The 26063-nt window shown below is 72.5% G+C and carries 21 protein-coding genes; 9 read left to right on the top strand and 12 right to left on the bottom strand.

What is annotated here, in order from left to right; all coding sequences use genetic code 11:
- Positions 1 to 188: 188 nt before the first annotated feature.
- A complete protein-coding gene (locus ABT026_RS20580; RefSeq protein WP_351116170.1) occupies positions 189 to 803 on the bottom strand; it encodes a TetR/AcrR family transcriptional regulator in 615 nt (204 codons plus the stop codon).
- A 271-nt stretch (positions 804 to 1074) separates the two neighbouring features.
- Between ABT026_RS20580 and ABT026_RS20575 the strand changes: the two genes are divergently transcribed.
- On the top strand, positions 1075 to 1941 hold the full coding sequence (locus ABT026_RS20575) for a DMT family protein (RefSeq protein WP_351116169.1): 867 nt from the start codon (positions 1075 to 1077) through the stop codon (positions 1939 to 1941).
- Positions 1942 to 1978: 37 nt separating this feature from the next.
- Here the strand turns inward: ABT026_RS20575 and ABT026_RS20570 are convergent, their stop codons facing one another.
- The 3 genes from ABT026_RS20570 to ABT026_RS20560 all read right to left on the bottom strand — a co-directional run bounded on the left by ABT026_RS20570 (position 1979) and on the right by ABT026_RS20560 (position 6398).
- Positions 1979 to 2353: a VOC family protein gene (locus ABT026_RS20570; RefSeq protein WP_351116168.1), complete on the bottom strand. Its 375-nt coding sequence runs from the start codon at positions 2351 to 2353 to the stop codon at positions 1979 to 1981.
- Between the two features lie 148 nt (positions 2354 to 2501).
- Entirely contained in the window at positions 2502 to 4736 is a 2235-nt protein-coding gene (locus tag ABT026_RS20565) for a glycoside hydrolase family 3 N-terminal domain-containing protein (protein ID WP_351116166.1), read from the bottom strand.
- Between the two features lie 741 nt (positions 4737 to 5477).
- Positions 5478 to 6398, bottom strand: coding sequence for a DUF6891 domain-containing protein (locus tag ABT026_RS20560; RefSeq protein ID WP_351116165.1), 921 nt, complete (start codon positions 6396 to 6398; stop codon positions 5478 to 5480).
- 265 nt (positions 6399 to 6663) lie between these two features.
- Between ABT026_RS20560 and ABT026_RS20555 the strand changes: the two genes are divergently transcribed.
- The 4 genes from ABT026_RS20555 to ABT026_RS20540 all read left to right on the top strand — a co-directional run bounded on the left by ABT026_RS20555 (position 6664) and on the right by ABT026_RS20540 (position 11924).
- Positions 6664 to 8100, top strand: a complete 1437-nt coding sequence (locus ABT026_RS20555) for an NAD(P)/FAD-dependent oxidoreductase (RefSeq protein ID WP_351116163.1) — start codon at positions 6664 to 6666, stop codon at positions 8098 to 8100.
- Positions 8101 to 8351: 251 nt separating this feature from the next.
- Complete coding sequence (locus ABT026_RS20550; protein WP_351116161.1) at positions 8352 to 10391, top strand: ABC transporter ATP-binding protein; 2040 nt, start codon at positions 8352 to 8354, stop codon at positions 10389 to 10391.
- Between the two features lie 91 nt (positions 10392 to 10482).
- Positions 10483 to 11400: a fructosamine kinase family protein gene (locus ABT026_RS20545; RefSeq protein WP_351116160.1), complete on the top strand. Its 918-nt coding sequence runs from the start codon at positions 10483 to 10485 to the stop codon at positions 11398 to 11400.
- Positions 11397 to 11924 (top strand): ferredoxin family protein, encoded by a 528-nt coding sequence (locus ABT026_RS20540; RefSeq protein WP_351116158.1) that lies wholly within the window; start codon positions 11397 to 11399, stop codon positions 11922 to 11924. The genes ABT026_RS20545 and ABT026_RS20540 overlap by 4 nt, the downstream gene beginning before the upstream one ends.
- A 470-nt stretch (positions 11925 to 12394) precedes the next feature.
- Here ABT026_RS20540 and ABT026_RS20535 read toward each other — a convergent pair whose 3' ends face one another.
- Positions 12395 to 13126, bottom strand: a complete 732-nt coding sequence (locus ABT026_RS20535; RefSeq protein WP_351116157.1) for a DUF7873 family protein — start codon at positions 13124 to 13126, stop codon at positions 12395 to 12397.
- Between the two features lie 219 nt (positions 13127 to 13345).
- Here ABT026_RS20535 and ABT026_RS20530 point away from each other — a divergent pair, with 219 nt between their 5' ends.
- Entirely contained in the window at positions 13346 to 14104 is a 759-nt protein-coding gene (locus tag ABT026_RS20530; protein ID WP_351116156.1) for a hypothetical protein, read from the top strand.
- Positions 14105 to 14122: 18 nt separating this feature from the next.
- Here the strand turns inward: ABT026_RS20530 and ABT026_RS20525 are convergent, their stop codons facing one another.
- The gene (locus ABT026_RS20525) at positions 14123 to 14686 is read right to left on the bottom strand and encodes a P-loop nucleotide/nucleoside kinase family protein (protein ID WP_351116155.1); all 564 of its coding nucleotides are present in this window, start codon (positions 14684 to 14686) and stop codon (positions 14123 to 14125) included.
- 250 nt (positions 14687 to 14936) lie between these two features.
- Between ABT026_RS20525 and ABT026_RS20520 the strand changes: the two genes are divergently transcribed.
- Together ABT026_RS20520 and ABT026_RS20515 are read left to right on the top strand one after the other, a co-directional pair.
- On the top strand, positions 14937 to 15983 hold the full coding sequence (locus tag ABT026_RS20520; RefSeq protein WP_351116154.1) for an amidohydrolase family protein: 1047 nt from the start codon (positions 14937 to 14939) through the stop codon (positions 15981 to 15983).
- 170 nt (positions 15984 to 16153) lie between these two features.
- Positions 16154 to 16801, top strand: coding sequence for a GNAT family N-acetyltransferase (locus tag ABT026_RS20515; RefSeq protein WP_351116152.1), 648 nt, complete (start codon positions 16154 to 16156; stop codon positions 16799 to 16801).
- Positions 16802 to 16938: 137 nt separating this feature from the next.
- Here ABT026_RS20515 and ABT026_RS20510 read toward each other — a convergent pair whose 3' ends face one another.
- From ABT026_RS20510 to ABT026_RS20490, 5 genes are all read right to left on the bottom strand, one after another.
- A complete protein-coding gene (locus ABT026_RS20510) occupies positions 16939 to 18480 on the bottom strand; it encodes a sensor histidine kinase (RefSeq protein ID WP_351116151.1) in 1542 nt (513 codons plus the stop codon).
- Positions 18477 to 19214 (bottom strand): response regulator transcription factor, encoded by a 738-nt coding sequence (locus ABT026_RS20505; protein WP_351116150.1) that lies wholly within the window; start codon positions 19212 to 19214, stop codon positions 18477 to 18479. Before ABT026_RS20505 ends, ABT026_RS20510 begins: the two co-directional genes overlap by 4 nt.
- Positions 19215 to 19402: 188 nt before the next feature.
- The gene (locus ABT026_RS20500; protein ID WP_351116148.1) at positions 19403 to 21187 is read right to left on the bottom strand and encodes a CotH kinase family protein; all 1785 of its coding nucleotides are present in this window, start codon (positions 21185 to 21187) and stop codon (positions 19403 to 19405) included.
- Positions 21187 to 21864: a DUF4956 domain-containing protein gene (locus ABT026_RS20495; protein ID WP_351116146.1), complete on the bottom strand. Its 678-nt coding sequence runs from the start codon at positions 21862 to 21864 to the stop codon at positions 21187 to 21189. The genes ABT026_RS20500 and ABT026_RS20495 overlap by 1 nt, the downstream gene beginning before the upstream one ends.
- A complete protein-coding gene (locus ABT026_RS20490) occupies positions 21861 to 22721 on the bottom strand; it encodes a polyphosphate polymerase domain-containing protein (protein ID WP_351116196.1) in 861 nt (286 codons plus the stop codon). The genes ABT026_RS20495 and ABT026_RS20490 overlap by 4 nt, the downstream gene beginning before the upstream one ends.
- Before the next feature lie 557 nt (positions 22722 to 23278).
- Between ABT026_RS20490 and ABT026_RS20485 the strand changes: the two genes are divergently transcribed.
- Positions 23279 to 24838 (top strand): glycoside hydrolase family 43 protein, encoded by a 1560-nt coding sequence (locus ABT026_RS20485; RefSeq protein WP_351116145.1) that lies wholly within the window; start codon positions 23279 to 23281, stop codon positions 24836 to 24838.
- On the opposite strand, the gene ABT026_RS20480 is transcribed toward ABT026_RS20485, so the two are convergent.
- A complete protein-coding gene (locus tag ABT026_RS20480; protein WP_351116144.1) occupies positions 24796 to 25908 on the bottom strand; it encodes a TetR/AcrR family transcriptional regulator C-terminal domain-containing protein in 1113 nt (370 codons plus the stop codon). The genes ABT026_RS20485 and ABT026_RS20480 overlap by 43 nt on opposite strands.
- Positions 25909 to 26063: the final 155 nt, after the last annotated feature.

The following is a 26063-nucleotide window of genomic DNA, read 5'->3' as shown; positions in this document are numbered from 1 at the left end:
GAGCCGTCGCGGCCGGGGAGCCGCAACCGGTCGGGCCCGTCGGCCGCCCGGAAAAGCCAAGGGGGCCGGACGGGGTGCCTCTCCGCTCAAGAGGCGCCCTGTCCGGCCCCGGCTCGCGTGCCACGCCGTCCCCACGTGCGGCACGCTCAGACCTTCCGCCTCATCCCACGGGCGGCCGGTCTGGGTCTTCAGTCGAGCCCGAGAGCGGGCAGTACGGCCGACTCCACGAACCGGACCATGTGGTCCGGGTCCGCGTACCGGCCGGTCAGGACCGGCCTGATCCGCATCACGCCGAACAGCATGTCCGGCACGAACGGCAGCGCCGGATGGTCGGCGGCGACGTCGCCCCGCTCGATTCCCCTGCGCAGGATCGCCTCCAGCGCGACGAGTTCCGGATCGACCAGCGCCTCCCGCAACGCGCAGCGCAGCTCGGCGTCCTCCGTGATGGCGTGCGCCATCGCCTGGAACAGCCGGGTGTCCCGGTCCGACACCGCCCCGAGGCAGCGGGCGACCTCCGTCAGGTCACGGGCGAGCGAGCCGGTGTCGATGTCGGCGAACCCGCCCCGCCGGTTGGCGCGCAGCGCGGCGGCGACGAACTGGGGCTTGGTCTTCCACTGACGGTACAACGTGGACTTGCTGCACCGCGTGACGGCCGCGACTCCGTCCATGGTCACGGCCTCGTAGCCGCTCTCACGGATCAGCTCCAGCACGGCGTCGAAGAACTCCCGCTCACGCTCCGGTGTGATCTTCGAGCGACGCGACGCGGATTCCGGCCTGGCTCCACCCTCCGCCTGCACCGTCATGCCCGCTCCCCTTCCTCCGCCGCCACCCGGCCCGCTCTCGGCCGTCCCTGCTCCTCACCCTATCCGCTGCGACACCCGACCGTATCGATACCAACCAGTACCGGTACTCTACCGTACCGATACTGAACCGTTTCGATGATCGCGGCGGCCGGCCGCGCGCCGGCGTCGTCCACGACGTCCGTCCGCACGAAGGGCTGGAGATGAGAGCCCGTCCCGCACCCACCGAGCGCAGACCCGCGCCCAGGATCCACCCGCGGCCGCGGGCCGGCCGGTGAACGCCACCGCGCTCGCCGTCGCCCTGTCCCTCGCCTCGGCGGTCGCCTACGCCTCCGCCGCCGTGGCACAGGAGCGCATCGTCGCGCGGGCCCGCCCCGGCGCCCCGCTGCGTGCCCTCCTGGGCACGGGCGTCTGGTGGGCCTCGGGTCTCAACCTCACGGGCTCCTTGTTGCACGTCGTCGCCCTGCGCTACGGACCGCTGACCGTGGTGCAGCCGCTGGGCGCGCTCACCCTCGTCGTCGCGGTGCCGCTGGGCGCCCGGGCGGCGCGGCGCCGGGTGGGCGAGACCGAGTGGCGGGGCACCGCGCTGACCCTGCTGGGCCTGGCCGCGCTGCTGCTCACCGTGTCCGGCCCGGTCCGGGAGAGGGCGCTGTCACCGGGTTCGGCGCTCGCGGTGGCCGGCGGGGCGGTGGTGGTGCTGGCGGCGCTGTGCCGGCCTGACGACGCCTCGGGCCTGCGCCGTGCCGCCGCATCCGGGGTGGCCTCCGGGGTGGGGTCGGCGCTGACCCAGACGATGACGGTCACCCTGACGCGTCACGGGGGTCCGGGCGCCGTGGCCTGGGGGCAGACGGCGCTGCTGGGCGTCCTGGTCGCCGGGTTCGCGGTCGGTGGGCTGCTGTTGGCGCAGTCGGCCTATCGCGGTGGCCTCGGCGCGCCACTGGCGACCTCCACCCTGGCCAACCCGGTGGCCGCGGCGTGCATCGGCCTGTGCCTGCTCGGTGAAGGCTTCCAGGGCGGGACCCTTGGCGTCCTGCTGGCCGGGGGCGGGGCGCTCGTCGCCGCCCGCGGGGTGGTGCTGCTCACCCGGGGCACTCCCCGGCCCGCGCCGTCCGGCTCCACCGTGGCGGAGGCCATGGCCTAGCCCGGGGCAGGATAGGTGGCCCTGCACCGACAGAGCCTCAGTGCAGGCAGAGGCAGAAGGGGTGGCCGGCCGGGTCGGCGTAGACCCGCCAGTTGGCGCCGGGACGGATCTGGTCGGTCCGCTCCAGCACGGTCGCCCCCAGGGCGAGCGCCCGCTTCTCCTCTCCCTCGAGGTCGTCGACGTCGAAGTCCAGGTGGAGCTGCTGTGGGCGGTCCTGGTCCGGCCAGGCGGGCGGCCGGTACCCCTCGGCCCGCTGACAGGCCAGCGGGACGCCTTCGAAGCCGTGCACCTCGATCCAGTCGGCGTCCTCGGAATCCATGACGACACGGCCCCCGAGCAGTTCCGCGTAGAACGCGGCGAGCCTGACCGGGTCGTCGCAGTCCAGCGCGACCGCCTGCATTTTCCGGATCATCTGCCGCACCTCTCGCCGTCCGCGGCCGCCCCGGCGGCGTCCGCACGAAGGACGTACCCTTCGCCGCGGCCGCCATGCGGGACCACGGGACCCGGCGCCCGGGCGCCGCAGCGCCGGACACCGGGTCCGTGTGGGGGGACCTCCGCCGTCAGGCGCCCGTCGTACCGGCGCAGGCCGGTGCCGGAAGACCGTCGGCGGAGCCGTTCGCGGTGTAGCCGAAGGTCACCGTGCCACCGGCGGCCAACGAGCCGTTCCACTGGGTGTTGCGCACGGTGGCCCGGCCGCCGCTGGTCGTCAGCGTGCCGTTCCACACGTTGGTGACGGTCCGGTTGCCGAGGTCCCAGCTCGCCGCCCAGCCGGTCAGCGCGACGGTGCCGGTGTTCTTGACCGTCACGTCGGCCTGGTAGCCGCCCGACCAGCTGCCGGTGATCTTGGTCGTCGCCGTGCAGGAACCGGCGCCCGGGGTCGGGGTGGGGGTCGGCGTGGGCGTGGGCGTCGGGTCGGTGCCGGTGGTGTAGGTCAGCCCGTGGCCGAAGGGGAACAGGGCGTCCTTGCCGTCGCCCTGGTTGATCGGCTGCTGGGAGACGCTGCGCATCCAGGTCATGGGCAGCTTGCCGGTCGGCTTGTAGTCGCCGAACAGGACGTCGGCGACGCCGCCGCCCTCGGTGCCCGGCAGCCAGGCGGCCACCAGGGCCTTCCAGTCGGGCAGTTGCGCGGCGATGTCGAGCGGTCGCCCGGAGACCAGCACGACCACCACCGGCACCCCGCTCGCCTTCAGCTTCGCCAGGGTCTGAAGATCCTCCTGGTCGAGGCCCATCGCGCCGGTCCGGTCGCCCTTGCCCTCGGCGTACGGGGTCTCACCGACCACGGCGACGGCGGCGGTGTAGCTGCTGTCGATGCCGTTGCCGTACCGCTCGTAGGTCACCCGCGAGGAGTCCGTGGCGGCAGCCTTGATGCCGCCCAGCACGGTCGTGCCGGGGGTGATGGCGCCGCTCTTGCCCTGCCAGCTCATCGTCCAGCCGCCGCTCATGTTGCCGATGTCGTCGGCCGACTTGCCCGCGACGAACAGCTTCGCCGACTTGGCGAGCGGCAGCACGCCACCGTCGTTCTTCAGCAGCACCTGGGACTCGCGCACGGCCTGGCGGGCCAGCGTGCGGTGGTCGGCGGAGCCGACCGTCGAGGTGTACGCGCGGTCGGTCAGGGGCTTCTCGAAGAGGCCCAGTTCGAACTTCTTGGTGAGGATGCGCCGGTTGGCGTCGTCGATGCGGGACATCGCCACGTGGCCGTTGTTGACCTCGCCGCGCAGCGTGCTGATGAACTTCTTGTAGTCGTACGGCACCATCACCATGTCGACGCCGGCGTTGATCGCCTTGCTCACCTCGTCGGCGGTGAAGCCGGTCTGCCCGTCGAGCTGGTCGACGGCGGCCCAGTCGGACACCACGAAGCCCTTGAAGCCGAGTTCGCCCTTGAGCAGGTCGGTGACGAGGAACTTGTGGCCGTGCACCTTGACGCCGTTCCAGCTGCTGTACGACAGCATCACCGAGCCGACGCCCCGGTCCACCGCGGACTTGAAGGGCGGGAGGTGGACGGCCCGCAGTTCGGCCTCGGTCAGCTGGGTGTTGCCCTGGTCGGTGCCGTTCGTCGTCCCGCCGTCACCGATGTAGTGCTTCGCGGTGGCGAGCACCGAGGCCGCGGTGGATCCCGCGCCGCCGGCGCCCTGGAAGCCGTCGACGATGGTGGACATGGAGGAGACCAGTTCGGGAGTCTCGCCGAACGACTCGTACGTCCGGCCCCAGCGGTCGTTGCGGGCCACGCACAGGCAGGGCGCGAAGGTCCAGTCGACGCCGGTGCCGGAGACCTCCTCGGCGACCGCGCGGCCGATGCGCTGGACGAGCGCCGGGTCACGCGTGGCGCCGAGACCGATGTTGTGGGGGAAGATCGTCGCCCCGCGAACGGCGTTGGCGCCGTGCACCGCGTCGATGCCGTAGATCATCGGGATGGCGAGCGGCGTACCGATGGCCTGGCGTTGCAGCGCGTCGTAGGTGTCGGCCCAGGTGGTGGCGTTGTTCGGGCTGACGGTGCCGTCGCCGCCGGACAGCACGGAGCCGAGGCGGTAGGTGTTGATGTCGGACTGGGGGACGATCGAGTCCTTGTCCGCCTGTGTCATCTGGCCGATCTTGTCGTCCAGCGTCATCCGGCCGAGCAGGTCGTTCACCCGGTCCGCCACGGGGAGCGAGGCGTCCTGGTACGGCAGGGCGGCGGCCCCCAGTGCGGCCTCCACGGCGACGGAGGGCTGTGCGCTCGTCGACCCGGCGAGGGTGATGAGGGCGGCGGCGACGGACAGTGCGGCAGTCAGCCGGCCACGGCGGGTCGGTGGTCTCATGAGCGGGCCCTCCGGATTCGCGGGAGCGGAAGTCGAGCGGTGGGGCGGGGGGTGTGGCTGGGGTGTCCCCGCCGTGCGTCGGGAGGCAGGCGACGTGGGGTGCGGTGGCCGGTGCCGGGCGGCGGTCCGGCACCGGCCACCGTGCCTGCCTCGTGGGGCCGGCCCCGCCGTGGGGAAGGACGGCGGGGCCGTGGTGCGGTTGCGGTGGTGGTGCGCCGTGCGGTCGGTGCCGGGGTTCCTGCGGTGCGGCTCGGCCCGTTGGACCGGGGACGAGCGACGGTGCGGTGTGTCGGGGCGAGCGTCGGTACGGGACGTGCGGTGGTACTGGGTGACAGCGTGGTGCGAGGTCTCGGCGCCGTCCTGCTCCCACGTCTACCGCTGTGAGAACCCACAGGCAGCGAGGCCGTTACGCCCGTGTATATACCGCTTCCTCCCGCCGCTTGACGCAAGAGGACGTACACACGAGTGAGTGGGAGCGCTCCCACCCGTATGTTTCATGAAGCCAGCAGCGTCATCGGCTGTCAACAGCCGTCACACAACCTCGTACAACTTTCATGAGACGTGTCCGGCATCCGGGCGGAGGACCGCGCGCGACTCCGGGCGTCGGCGGCGCCGAACCTCACACACCGTCACCCGCCGGGCCACGGAGCGCCTCCGACGCGGCGACCACCCTCCGCGGAACCGTCACCCGCCCGCCGGAGCTGTCGGCAACCCGCTTCCGTCCCGCTCGCTCTCCCGCGCTCAGCCGACCAGCCGGCGCCGCCAGTCGAGCGGGGTCACCACGATCGCCTGGGCCGGGTCCCCGTCCCATCGCACCGTCAGGCCGGCCGCCCGCACCGCCTCCACGATCTCCCGGCCCACGGCCGCCGTGCCCTCGGGCCCCCGGTCGTCGAAGGTCCCGTAGAGCAGGTAGAGCCCCTGCCCCAGGACGGCGCCCTCGGTGCACTGCGAGTGGAAGTAGACGAAACCCCGGTCCCCCGGCTGCGTCTCGGCGCCTATCTCGGCGTCTCCGCAGCTGCGGCAGCAGGCGAAGTCCTCACGCGCCACGATGCCGTGCTCGCGCAGCCGGGCGAAGGCCCGGGCCAGCCGCTCGGGGTCGGTCTCGCCCTCCCAGCCGGCCTGCTCCCGGACCCTCTCCAGCCACATCTCGTCGGCCAGCCGCCAGGCCTGCCCGCGGGTGAGCGGACGGCGCTCCGCGGTGACCAGGTACTCCTCCGCGGTCTCCGCCAGCGCCGCCCGGTCCACGTAGCCGCAGGCGAGCGACAGACGGATCCGCTCCTCCAGCGTCCGCCGGTCCTCGGCGGACAGTTCGAGCGGCGGCACGGACTCGGGCTCCCCCATGTCGAGCAGGGCCCAGTCGAACCCCTGGTGCCAGCCCTGCTCCCGGCGCGCCCAGCCGGTCATGGCGTCCGCGACGACGCCCGGGTCGGTGACGAAGGTCTGGAAGTGGCGGTCGTGGGCGCCGTCCCGGTACTCCAGCTGGTAGTCGCCGCCGGTCCGGTGCGCCACCTGTATGTACTCGTCGGGAAGGTCCGGCACCCGCTGGGCGATCAGGAACCCGTCCCCGTCCGCCCCGATCCTCCGCACCAGCGCGGCCAGTTCGCCGGCCGTCGGGCGCACGACCCGCTCGCCGGGCTCCGTCATCACGAGCATCTCCGTCATGGGCGCCAGCCTGGCACACGCCACTGACAGCGGGGGCCTGCGGGTTTCCCATCGATGAGCCGCACTTCGTGCTGTTATATGACTGTCCGACACGTCGCGTTTCTGCGCACCCGCCTGCCTCAGGGCCGATCGGCTCTTGCCCGCATCGCTCCGACGGGACGAACATGATCGCCGCGCGGCGTCGGAGGCACGTCCGCGTGATCCCGGAGCGCGGCGCCGCCCCGCTCGGGGGCCCGTCCGCACGGCCGCCCAGGAAGAGTCACCGATGCCCCGACCGACCGCAGCAGCAGCCCATGTCGTCGTCGTGGGAGGCGGCCTGGCCGGCACGCTCGCGGCGGCCGCTCTCGCACCGCACGCCGGGCGCGTCACCGTCGTCGAGCGCGACCGCCTGCCGGACGCCCCGGAACCCCGTCGCGGACTCCCCCAGGCCCGTCACGCCCACCTGTTCTGGTCCGGCGGCGCCCGCGCGGTGGAGGCCCTGCTGCCCGGCACGCACGAACTGTGGGAACGGCACGGCGCCCGGCACATCCTCATCCCGCAGGGCATGGTGTCCTACTCCCCCGCCGGCTGGTTCCGCCGCTGGCCCGACGAACGGTCCCACCACTACGCGATCGCGGCCCGCAGGGACCTCACGGACTGGGGCGTGCGGACCCGCCTCACCCGGACCTTCGGCCACGTGGAGTTCCGCACGGACCGCACTCCCGTCGCCCTGCTGGGCGACAGCCGCCGCGTCCGCGGCCTGGAGGTCCGTGACGCCGAGGGACGACCGGAGACACTCGAGGCCGCGCTGGTCGTCGACGCGACCGGCCGCGCGGCCGTGGGCGGCAGCCTCCTGGCCGCGCTCGGCGCACCGCCGGTACCCGTGACCCGCGTGGACGCGGGCGTCGCCTACGCCAGCCGCCTCTACCGCGCACCCGAGGGCGCCGGGGCCGACTGGCCCGTCGTCAACATCCAGGCGGACCCCACGACCGGCGAGCCCGCCGGCCTCGCCACCGTCGTGCCGACGGAGACCGGGGACTGGCTGGTCAGCCTCTCCGGCACCCGTGGCCGCCACCCCACCGGCGACGGCGCGGCCTTCGAGGAGTTCGCGCGGACGCTGCGCCACCCGCTGGCGGCGGATCTGGTCCGGCGCGCCACCCCCGTGGGCGCGGTGGCGCTCACCCGGTCCACGCCCAACATCCGCCGTCACTACGACCGGGTCGCGACTCCGGCCGGCTTCCTGGCCGTCGGGGACGCCGCCACCGCCTGCAACCCGGTGTACGCCCACGGCATGTCGTCGGCGGCCCGCAGCGCGCTCGCCCTGCGCCGCGTCGCCGACGAACTGGCCGTGGCGGACGAGCAGTTCGGTCGCCGGGCACAGAAGGCGGTCGCCCGTGAGGCCGCCGCGGCCTGGACGCTGGCCACCGGCCAGGACCTCTTCTTCCCCGGCGTCGAGGCGCCCGCGCCACCGGGATTCGCCGCACGCGCGGCCGGCCGGTACGTGGCGGCCCTGATGAACGCGGCCATCGGCGACCACCACGTGGTGCAACGGTTCACGGACGTGATGACGCTGGAGAAACCGGCCACCCGGCTCGCCACGCCCCGGATGGCCCTGGCCGCGCTCCGCGGGCCCCGCCTGCCCAAGCTGGACGGGCCCGCTCTCACCCCCGACGAGCAGGCGGTCCTCGACAGCGTCCGGCGCACGGACCCGCCCGCGAAGTGAGCGGCTCCCTTCGAACACCACGGGTCACCGCCACCCCGGCCACCACCGGAACCCGTCGGCCATGATGGAACATTTGTCCTGAAAAAGCCGCTCCGGAGCCGTGACAAGCGGCGCTCCGGCGACGTTATTGGAGCACCAGTGCCCCTGCGTCGTCCGGAGGAAGCCGTGCACCTGACTCCCGCAAGCCTGAGCAGCTCCCCCACGTTCGAACAGGCCCTGCCCGCGACGCCGGCCTGCGCACGGTGCGCGGCATGACCTCGGCGGAGGGAGACAGCGAGGCGAAGGGCGCGGGCGAGGCGAGCGGCGCGGGCGACGTGTCCTCCTCGGAGAAACTGCTGTTCGGCGGTGAACTCACCTACGAGCAGGGCTGGAACCAGCACAACGGCGCCTGGCTGCGCCTGGGCCTGCGGACCATGGCGGCCGCCCTGCCCCGTCACATCGGTATCGCCGTCCGGCTGGCCCGCCAGGCCGACCCACGGTCCCTCCTCGTCGTCGGCGTCTGCGAGCTCGGCCGCGGCATCAGCCAGGCGGTGTCGCTGGTGGCGGTCAGCGCGCTGCTCGGGGAGCTCTTCGCGCCCGGGTCCAACGCGGAGCGTCTGCGGGCCGCGCTGCCCGCCCTCCTGTTCGTCGCGTTGCTGACGCTGCTGGGCGCCGTGCTGCGGTCCGCGTCGATGGCCGCGACCGGCATCCTGGAGCCGAAGGTGTCGCGTGTGGCGACGGAGCGCTACCTGGGCCTGGTGGCGCGCGTGGAGATGAGTGCGATCGAGGACGACGCCTTCCACAAGCTGATGGACTCGGCGCAGTGGGGTGCGGAGTCGGCCCGTCGCATGGTCCGGCTGTGCACCGCCGTGGCCACCTCCTGCATCTCGCTGGTCGCCGCTGCGGGGGTGCTGGCGGTGCTGCATCCCGCCCTGCTGCCCCTGCTGATCGTCATGGCGCTGCCCAGTGCCTGGGGTTCGCTGACGATGGCGCGTCAGCAGTACGTGAGCCGTCACCGGTTCATCCAGCACGTCCGGGCGGCCCATCTGATCAGCCAGTTGCTGATCAACCAGCAGGCCGCCGGCGAGGTGCGGGTGCACGAGGTCGGCCCCTTCCTGCTGACGCACTTCCGCGGGATGGCCGAGACGAGCGAGAAGGAGCAGACCCGGCTCGCGTGGCTCGGCGCCCGCACCGGTCTGATCGCGGACTCGGCCCGGGGCGTCGCCACGGTGGCGACGTACGGGGTCCTCGGACTGCTGCTGTGGAGCGGTTCGATGGAGTTCGCCGTCGGGGCCACCGCCGTGCTCGCCATCCGGTCGGGCTCCGCCGGCATCAACGACCTGGTGCTCACCGTGACCGACGTCCAGGAGGAGTCGCTGTTCGTCGCCGACCTCGAGGCCCTCTGCGAGGAGGCGGAGCGGCGCGCCATCCCGGCGGGCGGCAAGGACCTGCCGGAACACTGCGGGGAGATCCGCTTCGAGAACGTCACGTTCACCTACCACGGCAGCGACGAGCCCTCGCTCCGCGACGTCAGCCTGGTCGTCCCGGCGGGCCGGACGGTGGCGCTGGTGGGCCGCAACGGCTCGGGCAAGACGACGCTGACCAAGCTCCTGGCCGGGCTGTACCTCCCCGACACCGGCCGCGTCACCTGGGGCGGCGTGGACACCGCGGAGGCCGACCGGGCGCAGATCTTCTCCCGGGTCGCCATGGTGGCGCAGGACTTCCACCGCTGGCCGTTCACTGCCCGGGTCAACATCGGCATCGGCCGGTCCTCCCACCTGCACGACGAGGCGGCCGTCGACGCCGCGGCGGTGTACTCGGGAGCCGACGAGATCATCGGCTCCCTCCCCCGCGGCAGGGACACCCTGCTGGTCCGCGGCTTCCGGGGCGGGCGGGAGATCTCCGGCGGGCAGTGGCAGAAGATCGGGCTGGCCCGGGCCCGGTTCCGTGACGGACAGGTCCTGATCGTGGACGAGCCGACCAGCGCGCTCGACCCGGCCGCGGAGCAGAAGGTCTTCGACCAGATCCACCGCCTCGCGGGCCACGGTCAGACCACCGTCCTGATCACCCACCGGCTGCACAGCGTCCGCCACGCCGATCTGATCTACGTCCTGGAGGAGGGCCGCGTCGTCGAACACGGGACCTTCGAGCAGTTGATGCACCCGGACACCGGCCTGGGTTTCTTCCGCGAGGCCTACGACGTCCAGGCCCGCCAGTTCGAGGTCGGCTCCCCCACGATGCCGTCACCCCGCACCGGGGAGCCGCGCCCCGACGAGGCCACGACGAAACCGGACGAGGAGGTGAGGCCCTGACCCTCACCGCGAGCACCACCGCGCCGCCGGCCTCGGGTTCCCTGCCGGCCGTCCTGGTCACACGCGCGCGAAAGCATGATGGGATGCCCGCATGTCACACGGGAACATGCTGCGCGAGCGCCTCCGGGAGGCGGGTTTCGCGGCCGGGGCGGTGGAGGAGATACCCGGCGGGGTGATCGCCGTCGCCGGTGTCGCCACGCTCCGGGACGGGGGCGAGGTCTTCGCGAAGACGCTGGCCGGGCCGGAGTCGGACGTCTTCGAGGTCGAGGCGGCGGGCCTGGCCGAACTCCGCGCCGCCGGGGCGCGCACACCGGAGGTCCTGGCGGCCTCGTCCCGGGTGCTGGTGCTGGAGAGGATGCGTCCCCGACAGGACACCGAGGAGTTCTGGGAGCGGCTCGGCCGCATGGTCGCCGAGCTGCACACGTCCCACGTCGCCGACCGGTTCGGGTGGCACCGTGACGGGTGGCTGGGCCGCATGCGCCAGGACAACACCTGGGACGACGACGGCCACCGGTTCTTCGCCGAGCGCCGCGTGCTGCGCTGGCTGCCCGAGCCGCACGTCGAGGCCGCCTTCGACCGGGAGGACCGGCAGGCGATCGAGCGCTTCTGCGCGGCCCTGCCCGAGCTGGTGCCGGAACAGCCGCCGTGCCTGACCCACGGGGACCTGTGGAAGGGGAACGTGGTGACCGCACCGGACGGCGCCCCGGTGCTGATCGACCCCGCCGTGTCCTACACCTGGCCCGAGGTCGACCTCAGCATGCTCTGGTGCTCGCTGCGGCCGCCGGAGGCGGACCGGTTCTTCGCGGCGTACCGCGAGACCGGCGCGCCGCGGGAGGGCTGGGAGGGGCGGATGCGTCTGCTGCACCTGCGCGAGCTCCTCAGTCACATCGCCCACGGTGACGACACCTGGGGCGCCGCGGACGAAGTCCGGAAGGTCGTCCGACCGTTCCGCCGCACCGACCCGGGCGGCGGACCTCGACGTCAGGAAGGGGTTGACCTTCCGTCATGAGCCTCTACTTCGACCCGGGGCCGCTGCTCGCCGAGGACCGTTCGGGCTTCTACGGGAAGTGGGAGGAGCGGAAGTGGCTGAACGTTCCCGGCCCCTTCTACGGCGCGGAAACCGACAACTGCGGTACCGGCCGGCTGATGGCCCCGCGACACGTCCTGTACGAGAGCGAGTACTTCACGGAGTACGTGTACCGGCAGCCGCGGGACGCGGAGGAGGTCCGGCAGCTCGTCGACGCCGCGGGTGAGGATCCGTTCGGTGGCTACGGCTGCGACGGTGACGACCACTGGACGCCCGCCGCGGTCCGCGACTGGTGGCGTGACCGGAACAGGGTCCTCGAGCATCTGCGACTGGGGCGTGCCGCCTGGGAGGAGGACGACCTGCGCCACGGCCAGGGTGTCGCCGAGGCGGCGCTCGATTACGCCGCCTACATCGAGGGCGAGTTGGCCCAGCACCTGCGGGTCTACATGTTCTGGCTGGAGGAACGCCGCTCGCCGGACCCCGGGAATCCGCTGCCGCGGCTGTGAGGGCGTGAAGGGCCGTGCGGCTCCGGACGTGGCGGGACCCGGGAGCGGTATCCGGCTCCCGGGTCCCTGGGGATGCCACCCGTTGGGCACGCCGATGGCGTTTCAAGAGGAGGGATCAGGCTTATCCCTCGTGTTCTTCCGTTGAACTACCGCGCCGTGGAGAGGCGCAGACGAGAGTCGAACTCGCACCCCAAGGGCGTTCGTCCCTCCTCGGTCGATCCGGCGATCGGTGGCGATGCTGAAGCTTGAGCGAGAGTCTGAGTTTCAGGCGGCGTGCCTCTGCCGTTTGGGCCACCCCGGCTCGTGGTGCCGGGGGAAGGATTCGAACCTTCACTGTCGCCGCTTCTTCAGGCTGATTCCGTTCAGTTTCAGCTTGCGCTCGGGGAGCGGACCGGTCCTCATGTCGGCCCGTCCCTGTCACGCACCCCCGCGCTCGCACGCGGGGGCGATCATGGGGTTGTCCGCGGGTCTCAGGCGAACAGGTAGCCGAACACGGCCTCGCCGACCCGCCGGTCGGTGACCTCGGTCGCGTTGGCCTCCTCACGGGCGAACTTGACCGCCTGCTGGAGCTTCTCCACCCGCTCCAGCAGCTCGTTCACCCGTCGCGCGGGCAGCGCTCCAGAGAACTTCACCGTGGTCCAGTAGCCGATCGGCACGTCCTCGTAGTACACCTCGACCTGCGCCGGGTGCTTCTCGGTGGCCTCCGCCTTGACGTGGTTGCGCGGCACCTTCTTGGTACGGATCGTGCGCACCGCGTCGGTCTTCCACCAGTCCGTGGACGGGTCGAGGGACCAGGACTCCGCGGCGTCGAGCACGGGAAGCTTCTTGACGAAGGTGTGCAGGTCGGTGAGCTGCTTCTCGAGGAACAGCAGGTGACCGACAGGGACGTCGGCGACGACGGTCCGGCCGTCCACCGTGACGTCGGCGCGCGCGGTGCAGTTGGCCCAGTCCTTGGTCGCCGTCACGTCGAAGAGGCGGGTGAGGGACGCGGCCGTCTCCCGCAGCACGTCCTCCGCCTTGACCTGGACCCGCGTGGACTCGGGCGGCAGCTGCTCGCCCTCCTCGTCCTTCGGCTGGTACGTCCGCGAGATGCCGGCCAGCAGCGCGGGCTTCTGCACCTTGTGGTGCGCAGCGGTGACGTCCTGGAACGACTTGTTCTTGACGCCCTTTTCGACAGCGATGATCTGGTTGAGCTTCGCCATTGCGTCCCCCCCTTTCGAACAAGGAGCACCGTAGTCCGCGCGTCCCGCGCGTCTCACCCCATTTATCGACGCTGTCCCCGCCGGGGCTGGGAGGTAGGGTCCGGGGCTGTGCGTTGATCCTTCGGGCGGCAGCCGTCGAGCTGCCGCGGACGGTGCGGGGCGCCCCGAGCGGGGCACCCCGGCAGGCATGCCCGTCACCACCCCACCGGAGGTTCCGCCATGGCCCCGCAACAACCGTCTATGTACGCCAAGTTCGTGGAACGAGCCGTCGCCGACCCGGCCGTCGTCGGTCTGGTCCTCAAGGGTTCCCAGGCCCACGACGGCATGGTCACCCCGCACTCGGACCACGATCTGTACGTGATCGTCGCGGACGACGCCGTGACCGCGCCGACGCGGCTCGCGGGCCACCGCGGCGCCGGACTCGACCTCGTCGTCATGACGCTCACCGAGTTCCGTGCAGCGGCGATGCCCGCCTGGGAGCGCTACGCCCTCGCCCGGGCCAGGGTCGTGTGGGACCGGCTCGACGGCGGTATCGCCCGGATCCTCGCCGGCCTGGCCCGCCTCGACGCCGACGAGGCATCGCGAGCCTCCGGAGAGTGGCTCGACGCCTACGTCAACTCCTGCTACCGCTCGGTCAAGAACCACCGGAACGGCCGGTCCCTGGCGGCGCGCCTGGACGCGGCCGACAGCATGCGGTTCCTGCTGGAGCTGCTCTTCGCCCTCGACGGCCGTCCCCGTCCCTACAACGCGTACCTGGAGTGGGAGCTCGCCCGGTACCCGCTGCCGGGCTGGGACGCCAGCATGCTGCTCCCGGCCGTGGACGGCGTCTCGGCGACGGGCGACGTCTCCCTTCAGCGGCGGCTGTTCACCCTCGTGGAGGCGGCGGCCCGGCGGGCCGGACACGGCGACGTACTGGACGCGTGGGGGGCCGACCTCGCCCTCCTGCGTGCGGGCCGGACGGGCGGTGACGCCACGTGAGCCGCCCCGCCCGGTCTCTCATGACCCGTCGCCTGCCTCCGGACCGCGGCTCTCGGCGGCGTGCGGGGACCGCGCCGCCGAGGCCAGGTACTTCCGCGCCTTCGCCACGTTCGCGGTGTGGTCGGCCGTCGCGTCGAGCACCAGCCGACGGTCGGTCCACGGGGCGAACTCGGCCCGCCGCCGCTGGACCGCCGCCCAGGTCGGCTCCTCGAAGCCCGCGATGCCTCGGTTCCGGCCCTCCAGCCGTCGGCGGTGCTCCTCCGGGTCCGGGCACACCACCTCGACGAACGCCACGGGCACCTGGTGGCGGCCGGCCAGCACGCGCCACTGACGGCGGGCCTCCTCCGCCGCGTTGACCGCGTCGATGATCGCGCTCTGGCCGAGCGCCAGCAGTCCGTCGGCCACCGCCTCGGCGACGAGGTACGCCGCCAGTCCTGTGGGCTGGCCGCGGTCCACCCCGGCTCGCCACATGGCCGCCTCGACCGGGTCGACGGACACCACCGCGGCGGGCAGCTCCCTCCCCAGCCCCTCCGCGACCGCGCTCTTGCCCGCCGCGGGCAGCCCGGCCATCACGATCAGCATGACGGCACTGTCGCACACCCGGCCCTCGGCGCGGCGGTCGTAGGGCGGTGCCGCTCACGGCCGACGGCCTCCTGCTCGGCGGCTCCGTCGACGGCGGCTCCGGCGCTCGGGGCCCGGACCAGCCCCAGCTCGAGCTCGACGGTCGTCGGTGTCCTGCCCATGGCGGCAGATCAACCGTTGTGCGATCAGCGTTCCCCCTAGGATCAGCGAGTTCGACCAACGTGCAGGCCGGTTCGGGGAGGGAGATCTGGTGGTGCTGCAGGTGCGCGGCGTCGTCTTGCCCGAGCGGGAGGAGCGGGCCTTCTGGATCGACGGCGACCGGCTGCGCGCCGGGACTGCCCGCGATGCCGACCTCGTCGTCGACGGCGGCTGGCTGCTGCCCGGCCTGGTCGACGCGCATACCCATCCCGGGACCGAGAGCATCGAGGATCCGTTCAGCGACGCGACGCTTCGACGGCACCTACGCGATCACCGTGACGCCGGAGTGCTGCTGGTACGCACGCCCGGGTCCGCGGCCCGCATCCCCGACTGGGTGGACCAGGACCCCGACATGCCCCACGTTCGCTCGGCCGGACGCTGGCTGGCCACTCCGGGCCGTTTCTTCCCCGGCTTCGGAAGAGACGTGAGCGAGGCCGACCTGGTCCGCGCAGCGGTGGAGGAGACCACGGCGTCCTCGGGATGGTGCAAGGTCGTCGTGGACTGGCGGCACAACGAACCCGCACTGCCGCTGGACATCCTCACCGCCGTCGTCGAGGCCGTGCACGCGATCGGCGGCCGGGTGGCGGCGCACTGCCAGACCAGCGAGGGCAGTCGCCACGCCGTCCTGGCCGGAGTGGACAGCCTGGAGCACGGCATGCACCTGGACCCGGGCCTGATCGACCGGATGGCGGACCAAGGCACCGCGTTCGTCCCCACGCTCAGCGTCTTCGGCGCCGGAGCCGGTCGCCGGCGGGCCGCCGAACCGAGCGCCGCACGGGACTGGTGGCTCGCCGGATGGGACGCGATGCTGCCCACCGTGCGAGCCGCGCACGAGGCCGGCGTCACCGTCCTGGCCGGCACCGACAGCTTTCCGTGCGGCACCGTGAGCTCGGAGATCGCGTGGCTGGCCCGCGCGGGCCTGCCGCCCGAGGCGGCGCTCGGGGCGGGCTCCTGGTCGGCCCGCTCCTACCTCGGTCTGCCCGGCCTGGTCGACGGAGCCCCCGCCGATGTCGTCGCCTACGACACCGACCCCACACGCGACGCGTCCGCCCTGGCCCACCCCAGCCGCATCGTCCTCCGCGGCCGTGTCATGGCCTGAGGGTCAAGCGTCAACGCACATCTCGCGGCGAGCGGTTGGCGAGCAGGTGTCCATTCCTGAGCGAGGTGACGGAGAGCGGTTCATGCGGGGCCACGCCGATCACTACCTCCCGGCGGACCGGTGCGCGTAACATGCAGTCGCATCCTCTGCCCATTACCGGAAGGATCTGCGTGGACGCCGGACTCGTTCGCTCATGGGTGGAGGGCTGGGCCGTCTCACGTGGAGCTGCGCCGCCGGTGGGCGAGCCCTGGGGCTTCACCGTCGACGTGGGGCTCAGCGGTCACGTCACTCGGCACGTGCTGTCCGACGCCGACGAGTCCCTGGTCCGCAAACTGACGGAGACGGCTGTCGCCCCGGGCACCTGGGTCAAGATCTTCCTACCGTCCCGGGTTGTCGCGCCGTGGGTGGGGCCAGGATGGCGGTTCGGTGATGACGGCTTCCTGATGTCGGCACCGCTGCACGCAACCTCCCCTCACGAGCCCGACGGTTACCAGGTGCGCACATGGGCACGGGCCGGGGTCACGCGGATCCTCGTCCTGACCAGGGACGGCGACCTGGCCGCCCGCGGCCAGGTCGCCGTGCCCGGCCCCGGGCGCAGCGCCGTCATCGATCAGGTCGAGACCTTTCCGGCCCATCGCCGCAGGGGCCTCGGCAGCCTCGTCATGCGGTTGCTCGGGAACGCGGCGGTCACCGCGGGCGCCTCGACCGCCGTGCTGGCCGCGACAACCGAAGGTCGGGCGCTGTACGAGGCTCTGGGCTGGCGAACCCGAGGCCCGTTGACCAGTCTGGTCCGCGAAGTCGCGCCACGGACGCGGTAACCGGGGAGAACCGGCCCCGGTCTCTTCGACCGGTGCGCGCGGCCGACCCACCGAGTTCAACGACTTACGGAAGGCGGTGAGCGAGCCGCGCGGTCCGTCCGACCGGTTCGGTCGAAACCGGACACGTAGTCAGGTGCCTACTCTGCCGCGGAAGACGCCTTCTGCAAGCTCGGCAGGACCAGCCGGAAGGTCGCCCCGGTGCCCGGGCCCGGGTCGAGTTCCAGGCGGCCTCCGTGGCCCTCGGCGATGGCCGCCGCGATGGCCAGGCCGAGACCGGAACCGCCGTGGGCGCGGGAGCGGGACGGGTCGGCCCGGTAGAAGCGCTCGAAGACGTGCTCGGCCTCCTCCGCCGTCAGGCCCGGGCCGTCGTCCGCGACCTCGACGACGGCGACCCGGGTGCCGGGGAGGAAGGGCGGGGTGGTGCTGACGCGTCCGGGCGCGTCGGTCCCGCCGACGCCGGGGCCGGCCAGGCCCTCGCCGACCCGGACGTGGACGCGAGTGCCGGCCGGGGTGTGGACGTGCGCGTTCGCCAGCAGGTTCTCCACGATCTGCCGCAGCCGGTGCGGGTCACCCAGGGCTTCCACGACGTCCAGTTCCCGGGAGCCGTCACCGCCCTCTCCCCCACCGAGGGGTTCCAGGTCCACCGGGTGGCTCCCGCGGTGCATGACGGCGGTGCTCACGGCGTCCGCCGCCAGGGAGAGCAGGTCGACGTTCTCGCGCTGGTAGGCGGGCCGCCGGTCCAGTGTGGCGAGCAGTTGGAGGTCGTCGACGAGCAGGCCCATCCGTTCCGCGTTCTGCGCGACGAGCCGGTCGGCCTCCCGCCGCTCCTGCGCGGAGCGGGCGCCGGGGCGCAGGGCGAGCTGGGCGAAGCCCTGGATGGCGGTCAGCGGGGTGCGCAGTTCGTGTCCGGCGTCGGCGACGAACTGCCGCATGCGGTCCTCCGACGCCTGACGTTCCTTCAGCGCGGCCTGGAGCCGGTCGAGCATCGTGTTCAGCACGAGGCCCAGCCGCCCGATCTCGGTGCGCGGATCGGTGTCGGGCAGCCTCCGGTCGAGCCGGCCCGCGGTGATGGTTCCGGCGGCGCGCTCCATCCGGGTGAGCGGCAGGAGCCCCAGCCGGACCACTCCGCGGGCCAGTGCCAGCAGGGCGGCGACGGTGACGGCGAGCAGCAGGGCGTCGATCCAGAGGATCTTGGAGGTGGCCCCGTCGACGGTGTCGAGGGGCAGTGCGATCACGGCGTGCACGCCCTGCCGACCGGGCCTCAGCAGCACGCGCCAGTTGCCGTCGCCGGACTCGGCGTCAACGGTCCGCGGGTGCCCCTCCGTCAGCTGGAGGTCCTCCAGGGTGTCGGGCAGGCGGGGCCCTGGCCGGTCGTTCGAGCCGAGCGAGTACTCCAGACGGTTGCCGGAGTCGTCGTAGAAGTAGACCCGGAAGTCCGACGGCAGGGAGCCGGGGCCCTCGACGGGCGGCAGCCCTCCGGGCCTACGGGCGTCGCGGAAGGAAGGCGGCCGCGGCTCGAACTCGGCGAGCTGCTGGTCGACGCGGTCCATGAGCCACGACCGCAGGACGAAGAAGCCGACCAGCTCGGAGGCCAGTACGGCCACCGTGGCCAGCACGGTGACGCCGAGGACGAGGCGGCCGCGCAGCGAACGGGGGGCCGGCGTGCGGGGCAGCTTCACCGGTCCGTGTTCCCCTCGTGCGGACGGGGCAGGCGCAGGCAGTAGCCGACACCCCGGACGGTGTGGATGAGCGGCGGGTCGAACCGGTCGACCTTCTTGCGCAGGTAGCGGACGTACGTCTCCACGACCCGGGTGTCGCCCGCGAAGTCGTAGCCCCACACGTGGTCGAGGATCCGTGTCTTGCTCAGCACCCGGCCGGCGTTGTCCATCAAGTACGAGAGCAGCTTGAACTCCGTCGGGGACAGCTGAAGGTACTCGCTGCCTCGCCGCACCTCGTGCGCCGTCTCGTCCAGTTCGAGGTCGGCGTAGCGCAGGACGGTGTCCGGCAGCAGGGCCTCGGTGCCGAGGGTGCGCCGCAGGATGGCCTGGATGCGCAGCAGCACCTCCTCGATGTTGAAGGGCTTGGTCACGTAGTCGTCGGCGCCGGCGCTGAGGCCCTTGATGCGGTCGTCGACGCCGGTGCGGGCGGTCAGGAACAGCACCGGCACCTGGTTCCCGGTCTCGCGCAGCCGGCGGGTCACCTCGTAGCCGTCCAGGTCGGGGAGCATGACGTCCAGCAGCAGCAGGTCCGGCTGAAGGCGCTCGGCCTCGGTCAGGGCCGCCCGGCCGGAGTCGACGCTGCTCACCCGGTACCCGGTGAGCCGCAGGGTCGACTCGAGCAGGGTGCGGATGCTGGGCTCGTCCTCGACGACGAGGAGCCGGTGCCGCGGCTCCGCCTCGGAGTGCTCGATCATGGTGCTGTGCGATCCGTTCTTCAGTGAGGTCCACGGCGTGCCGGGCGTGGGCCCGTACCGGACGTTACCCGCGGCCGGTCGCGGAGGTGCTCGCGGACGACGTTCGCGACGGGCATGTCTCCCCGGCCTCCGGCCTGCGCGTCGTCCGGACGGAGCCCTTTTCCCGGGCTCCGTCCGAACGCGGTGGGTCAGCCGGCGACCTCCTCGTCCTTCGCCAGCGCCTCGGTGCGTTCGGTGACGGTCGTGCGCAGCGTCTTGACGGTGGTGTCCAGCCCGGAACCGTCGGCGCCCGCCTCGCGCGCCGCGTCGGCGACACGGTCGAGGGATTCGGTCGCGGCGCCCGAGCCGTAGAACTTCTCGTACAGCTCCTGGTACGCCTTCTTGTAGACGACGTCGAACGCGTCGGACTCCAGGAAGCGGTCCTTGAGCGCGTGACCCGAGGACATCCCGCCGCCCATACCGCCCGGGCCTCCTTCGCCCTGGCCCTCATGGCCGCGGCCTCCCTGGCCCTCTTGACCCTGGCCTCCCTGGCCTCCCTGGCCCGTGTCGGCCTCCTGGCCCTGCCCTGCCGCGGCGCCACCGCCGGGCGGTCCTTCGGGGAAGCCCTCGGGCAGCTCGTCCAGGAGACCCTCGGGCATCCCCTCCGGCGGACCGCCGTCGGCCGTTCCCCCGGTCGTGCCCTCCGTCGTTCCCTCGGTCAGGGTCCCTCCACCGGGCCTGCCGCCCATGCCGATCTCGTCGTCGGGTCCGGCCGTGGCGTCGCCGGAGAAGGTGAGGTTGTAGTCCCACCCAAGCACCGTGAACTTCTTGGTGTCCAGGTCGTACCACAGGAGGTAGTTCTTGCCCGGCCCGGACATGTCGTCGAAGTTCAGCAGCAGGTTCTGCGCCGCGACGTACGTGGCGAGGGACTCGACGTCGACGTACTGGTCGAGTTCCTTCTCGAACTCGTCGTCCGACGCCTGGTCGACCCACTTGATCAGCTTCATGACCGGCTCGAGGTCCTGGCTGCCGACCTTGTTCAGCTGCTTGAAGGAGCTCTCGTAGTCGGTCGGGTCGTCGCCCTGGTAGGCGAAACTGCTGCCGGCGCGGGCCTTGTACATCACGCCGTTGCCGTCGCCGGCGGCTTCGGCGTACTCGGTGTCGGGGTTCTCGACCATCAGCCGCGTGGTGACGGGCCGTTCGTTCACCTTGAAGGCGGTGAAGGAGTAGCGCTCGTTCTTCAGGCCGCTGGAGTCCATCAGGCTCAGCGCGAGGGCCTCGTTGACCGGCACCTCGTCCCCGCTGCCGGGGCGCAGCGAGATCTCCCGCTCCCCCTGGTAGGCGCGGCCCTCGACGTACTCGTCGATCTTGATCAGCCAGGGCAGTTCCTCCGGCTTCTCCTCGGACAGGTCGTACTGCGTCATGCCGCCGCCCCTGCCCCCTCCGGCGTCCGCGGCCGCGGTACCCGCTGTGCCACCCTCCGCGGTCCCGCCCGCTGCTTGCCCGCCGTTCCGCGGCGGCTGGGGGGCGTCCTGCCCGGCCGCGGCTCCGTCCGGCGCGGTCCGGCCGCCGCCGGGCGTTCCGGCGCCACCGCCGCGCAGGGACATCAGGGTGGAGTTGCCCTTCAGCCGGATGCCGACGTCCTCGAGGTGGACCCCGTCGATCGTGAGGTCGGCCTTGACGTACTCCTTGTTCCCGTCCTCCGTGAACTCCTTCATCATCTTCTCGAACTCGGTCCGGTCGTACTCCAGTTGCACGGAGTGGGCCACCGATGTGTCGTAGAGGCCGACCGTGCCCCTGACGTTCTCGGTGATGGGGTCGCCCTCCGCCGCGGAGGCGGAGGTGACGTACGGCGAGACGCGGGCGTCGCCGAAGCCGTGGACCATGAGCGCCAGACCCGCGCAGAGCGCTCCCACCGGCTTCCAGTGGTGCCGCAGCCGGACCGGGAGACGGTCGCGCAGGCGGCGTCCGCGTGTCGTGTCGTCGCGGGCCATCACAGATCGGTCGTGTCGTAACCGGTCAGCACGGTCACCCGCTGTCCGGAGGTGCGTTCCTGAAGCGCGCTCACCAGCTCGCCGGGTTCCGCGCCCTTCTTCATGCGCACCGTGTAGAACACCTCGGTGAGCGCGCCGCCCCTGATGGTCTCGGTGCTGACCAGCTCGAACTCGGTGGTGTACTTGATGAGCACGTCGCTGATGGCGGGCGCGTGGTCCTCGCCGGCCGGGACCTGGACCTTGACCACCTGGCGCTGGACGTTCAGGGCGAACCAGTTGAACTTGAACATGATCAGGACGACCGCGCAGATCACCACGGCGCCGACCGCGGCCAGCGTGTAGAAGCGGGCGCCGCAGGCCATACCGATCGCCATCGCGAGGAAGATGAAGCCGACGTCCCGGGTCTCCTTCACCGCGTTGCGGAAGCGGACCACGGACAGGGCGCCGACGAGGGAGAACGCCCGGGCCAGGTTGGACCCGACGACCAGCATGATCAGCGCGACGATCATGCCCACGATGACCAGCGTCTGGACGTAGGACTGGCTGTAGGAGACGTTGCGGTGCGTGTACCGGTACACGTAGCCGATCAACGTGCTCAGGACGAACGACAGCGCCATGGCCGCGACGACGTCGGCGACGCTGAACGTGCCGCTGAGTTCCTGCAGATCGAAGTTCACTGTGCTCCTGCCTTCACCGGCGCCTCGGACGCCGGACGCTGCCCGGGCAGCGGCTCGATGGTGGGGGTGGTCGGGCTCGTGGGGGTGTGGGGAGGCGGGTAGTCCGCCTCGTGGACGTGGAAGACGGACCGGGGAGCGAGGCCGAACGCCTCGACGGACTGGACGTACTTGGACACCCGGACGAGGTTGAGGTTCCGGCGCGCGGCCAGGTCGGTGATCCAGTGCGGGGTGCGCTCGTTCACCTTGATCTCCATCACCGACAGGTGCGGCGGAACGGTGAACCGGTTCTCCGGGTGCGGGAGGGCGAAGTCGAAGTCACGGTCGCGGCCCCGGACCCGCCGGTCGAACGTCACCCGCAGCCCGGTGTCCGCGTCACGCCCCACCAGCGCCTCACGTTGGTAGCCGGTGATCGCGGTGGGCCGCAGGTTCAGCCGCACGACCAGTTCGAGGACCTCCTGGACGAACGCGCTCTCCTGGGCGGAGTGCTCGACCAGCTCCCGTCCGTCGCACAGCCGCCGGGCCGTGCCGTAGGGCAGCGTGATCCGGCGTTTCTGGGTGACCCGGTTGACCCGCTGCTTGATCTCCACGCACACCGGGGACTCGTCGGTCACGCCGTCGAGGTCCCCGTAGTACCGGATGCGGAGCTTGCGGCGGAACTTCAGGCCTTCGATCTTCTCCCAGTAGAAGCGCAGCTGTGGGGTGTCGTAGTAGAGACTCCACACGCCGTAGCCTCCGACCGGGCTGTGCGCGTCCCGGTCCATCCGCTCGGCCAGCTCGTCCCTGATCCCGGCCGCCTCCTCGACCGGCACGAGGTACTTCAGCTCGAACCGGTTGAACGCGTGCAGCCTGCTGGCCACGTGCAGTGGTTCCGCCACCGCGTGCCTCCTTCGTCGTGCGATGCCGTCGACCGGCACCGCATACGGAAGCAGCGTTGTGTGAGAGAACGCCGAGAATTGCGAGGCAGTCCGGAGAGAACGCCAGGTGGCCGGGGGCCGAACACGAGGCGTACCCGACCGGGCGCGGCTTGAGCCCGGCGAGGGGTCGCGCCCGGCGGGCGGCCGGAGCGGGGCAGGCTGCCGGAGCCGGGCAGGCTGCCGGAACCCAGCGGAAGACCCAAGCCCGGCAGGTGGCCGGAACCCGGCGGAAAGCCCGAGCCCGGCGGACGACCGAAGGCCGGCGGACAGCAAGCCCGACGGGTGGCCGGAGCCCGGTGCCCGCCCCGGACCGGTGGGCGGCGTCACCGCACGTCCACCGGCCCGGGCGGGCAGGACGGGCAGGACCGGCGTCCTGCCGATCAAGGCGTGAAAGGACCTACGCACCGGCCCCGCGGCTGATCAATACTCGAGGCCGTTGCCGGGTCACGACCTGATCCGTCCGCCCGCCGACCGCCCGACCTGTCCCGAGAGGCATGCTCATGCGACTGCCGGAGCGCCCGGTCATCTCCGGGTTCCACCCCGACCCCAGCGTCTGCCGGGTGGGGAGCACCTACTACCTGGTCTGCTCCAGCTTCGAGTACGCCCCGGGCGTGCCGCTGTTCCGCTCCGAGGACCTGCGGACGTGGCAGAAGATCGGCCACGTCCTCGACCGGCCGTCGCAGCTCGCCCTGGACCGGGCCGGCCCCTCCGGCGGCATCTTCGCCCCGACGCTGCGGTACCACGACGGGCGGCTGTGGATGATCACCACCAATTTCAGCGACCGCGCCGGCATGCTGCTGGTCACCGCCGACGACCCGGCCGGTCCGTGGTCGGACCCGGTGTGGATCGACACCCCGTCCGGCGTCGACCCGGACCTGGCCTGGGACGAGGACGGCACCTGCCTGGTCACCTGGTCCGGGGTCGACGACGCCGGACGCACCGTGATCCGCCAGGTCCCGGTCGATCCGGTCGCCGGGAAGGTGCTGGGCGAGCCGCGGCAGTTGTGGAGCGGCACCGGCGGGAAGTACCCCGAGGCGCCGCACCTCCACCGGATCGGCGACCACTGGTACCTGGTCGTCGCCGAGGGCGGCACCGACCGTGGGCACGCCGTCACGGTCGCCCGCGGCCTGTCGCCCACCGGCCCTTTCGAGCCCTGCCCGCACAACCCGGTGCTGACCGCCCGTGGCCTCGGCACCCCCGTGCAGAACACCGGGCACGCGGACCTGGTGCGACGCCCCGACGGCAGCTGGGCCATGGTGTTCCTCGGGGTGCGGGCCCGTGGCGGCACCCCGCACTGGCACGTGCTGGGTCGCGAGACCTTCGCCTGCGAGATCGTCTGGGACGACGACGGCTGGCCCCGGGCCGGCGAGCCGATCGAGCCGCCCGACGAGCGACGGCCGGTGGAGCACGAGGAGCTGACCGCAGGAGATCTCCCGCTGTCCTGGGTGGCGGCCGGCGGGTTCCCGGCGGACGTGCTCGGCCCCGAGGAGGGCGGCGTCCGGAGGCTGACGGCCCGTGGCGAGGGCGGGCGGACGTTCGTGGGCCGCCGCCAGGAACACTTCGCCATGACGGCCCGTGTCTCGCTGGACCTGGCCGCCTCGCACGGCGTCGGCGGTCTGGAACTGCGCGTCGACCACCGGCACGCCGTCACCGTGGAGGCCGGCGACGGGACGGTCCGCGCGGTGGCCACGATCGGCGAGGCGCGGGCGGTCCTCGGCGCACTGTCGGTGAGTGAACTGACGGCAGGCGAACCGGCGTCGGGCGAGTCTGCGGCGGGCGAACCGCCGTCGGGCCCGCGGGTGACGCTGGAGCTGCGCACGGCGGAGCCGTCCGGCCCCTCCCCCTCCCACATCCCCGGCCCGGACGAGATCGTCGCCGGCGTCGTGGGGCCCGAGGGGTTCCGCGAGCTGGGCCGGCTGGACGGGCGCTACCTCTCGACGGAGGTCGCGGGCGGGTTCACCGGCCGCATGGTCGGCCTCACCTGCGCGCGGGGCGAACTGGCGGTGACCTCGTTCACCTACCGGGGAACGGACGGACCCAAGGGGGCGGCGGCCGGCTGATCGGGCGGCCCCTGCCCGAGGAGCAGGGCCAGGCCGTCGAGCAGGCGCTGGAGCCCGAACTCGAACAGGTCGTCGAGGTTCAGGTCGTAGCCTGCCTGGGCGACCTGGGAGAGCAGGGGGAGGCGGCCGCCCTCCAGCACCTCCAGGAGCGCGGGTTCCTGACCGTCCATCCACTCCTCGCTGTCGAGACCGCTGTGCGCCTCGGCCTCCCGCTCGCTCTCCAGGTGGACGGCGATGCCCCGGGCGTGGTTGAGCAGCGTGAGGTGCGCGGTGAAGGCCGACTGAAGGTCGAGTCCTTCGTCGTTCAGGGTGCCCAGCATCCATTCGCTGTACTGCATCCCGGACGTGACCATCTGCGGGCGGGTGACCGACATCGCCGGCGCCAGCCAGGGGTGACGGCGGAAGAGGCCCCACAGCTGCCGCGACGCCAGCTCCACCGCCGTACGCCAGTGGGCCGGCCGTTCGGCGGGGAGCGGCCGCTCGGCGATCGCGGCGTCCAGCATCCGGGTCAGCAGGTCGTCCTTGTCGGCCACGTGCCGGTACAGCGACATGGTCGCCACCTTCAGCTCGGCGGCGACGCGGCGCATCGACACCGCCGCCAGCCCTTCCTCGTCGGCCACCGTGACGGCCGCGGCGACGATCCGCCCGAGGGTGAGCCCGCCTCCGGAGCCCGACGGCCCGGCGGTCGCGGCGGACCCGGGTGACCCCGTGGATCCGCGCGCCCCCGTCGCCCCGGCGGTCCCGGCCGGGGTGCCCGACCCGGCGGGGCGGGGCGACCCCGCCGACCGCGCCCCGGGGCGCTGCGCGGCGGCCGGACGGGGCGCGCGGGCCGGTTGCGACGAGCCGCCCCTGGCCTCCACGACCGTCCCGACGCCCGGAACCGAACGCACCAGTCCCGCACGGCGCAGCTCGGTCAGCACCTTGGTCGCGGTGGCCATGGCGACGCCCCATTGCCGGGTGATCTCCCGGGTCGAGGGCACCCGCTCCCCAGGGGCCAACTCCCCGCTCTCGATCCGCTGCCGCAACTCGTCGACGATCCGTCCGGACCGCGGTCCCGCGTCCTCACCCATCGACACTCCCCCGCACTAGTGCACCCGACGTGCGCGTCATCCTAGCCCGCGACACGGCACGTTGCCCGCGAAGCCCGTCGCACACCCTCAAGTGCACTAGTACACCCACCCAGCAGTTCTGCCCATTCGCAAGCGATTACCGCTTGCGCCGTCAT

It is taken from the genome of Streptomyces sp. NPDC002734 (assembly GCF_040295685.1).
Lineage (GTDB): Bacteria > Actinomycetota > Actinomycetes > Streptomycetales > Streptomycetaceae > Streptomyces.
This window is presented reverse-complemented; position numbering and strand designations above follow the sequence as displayed.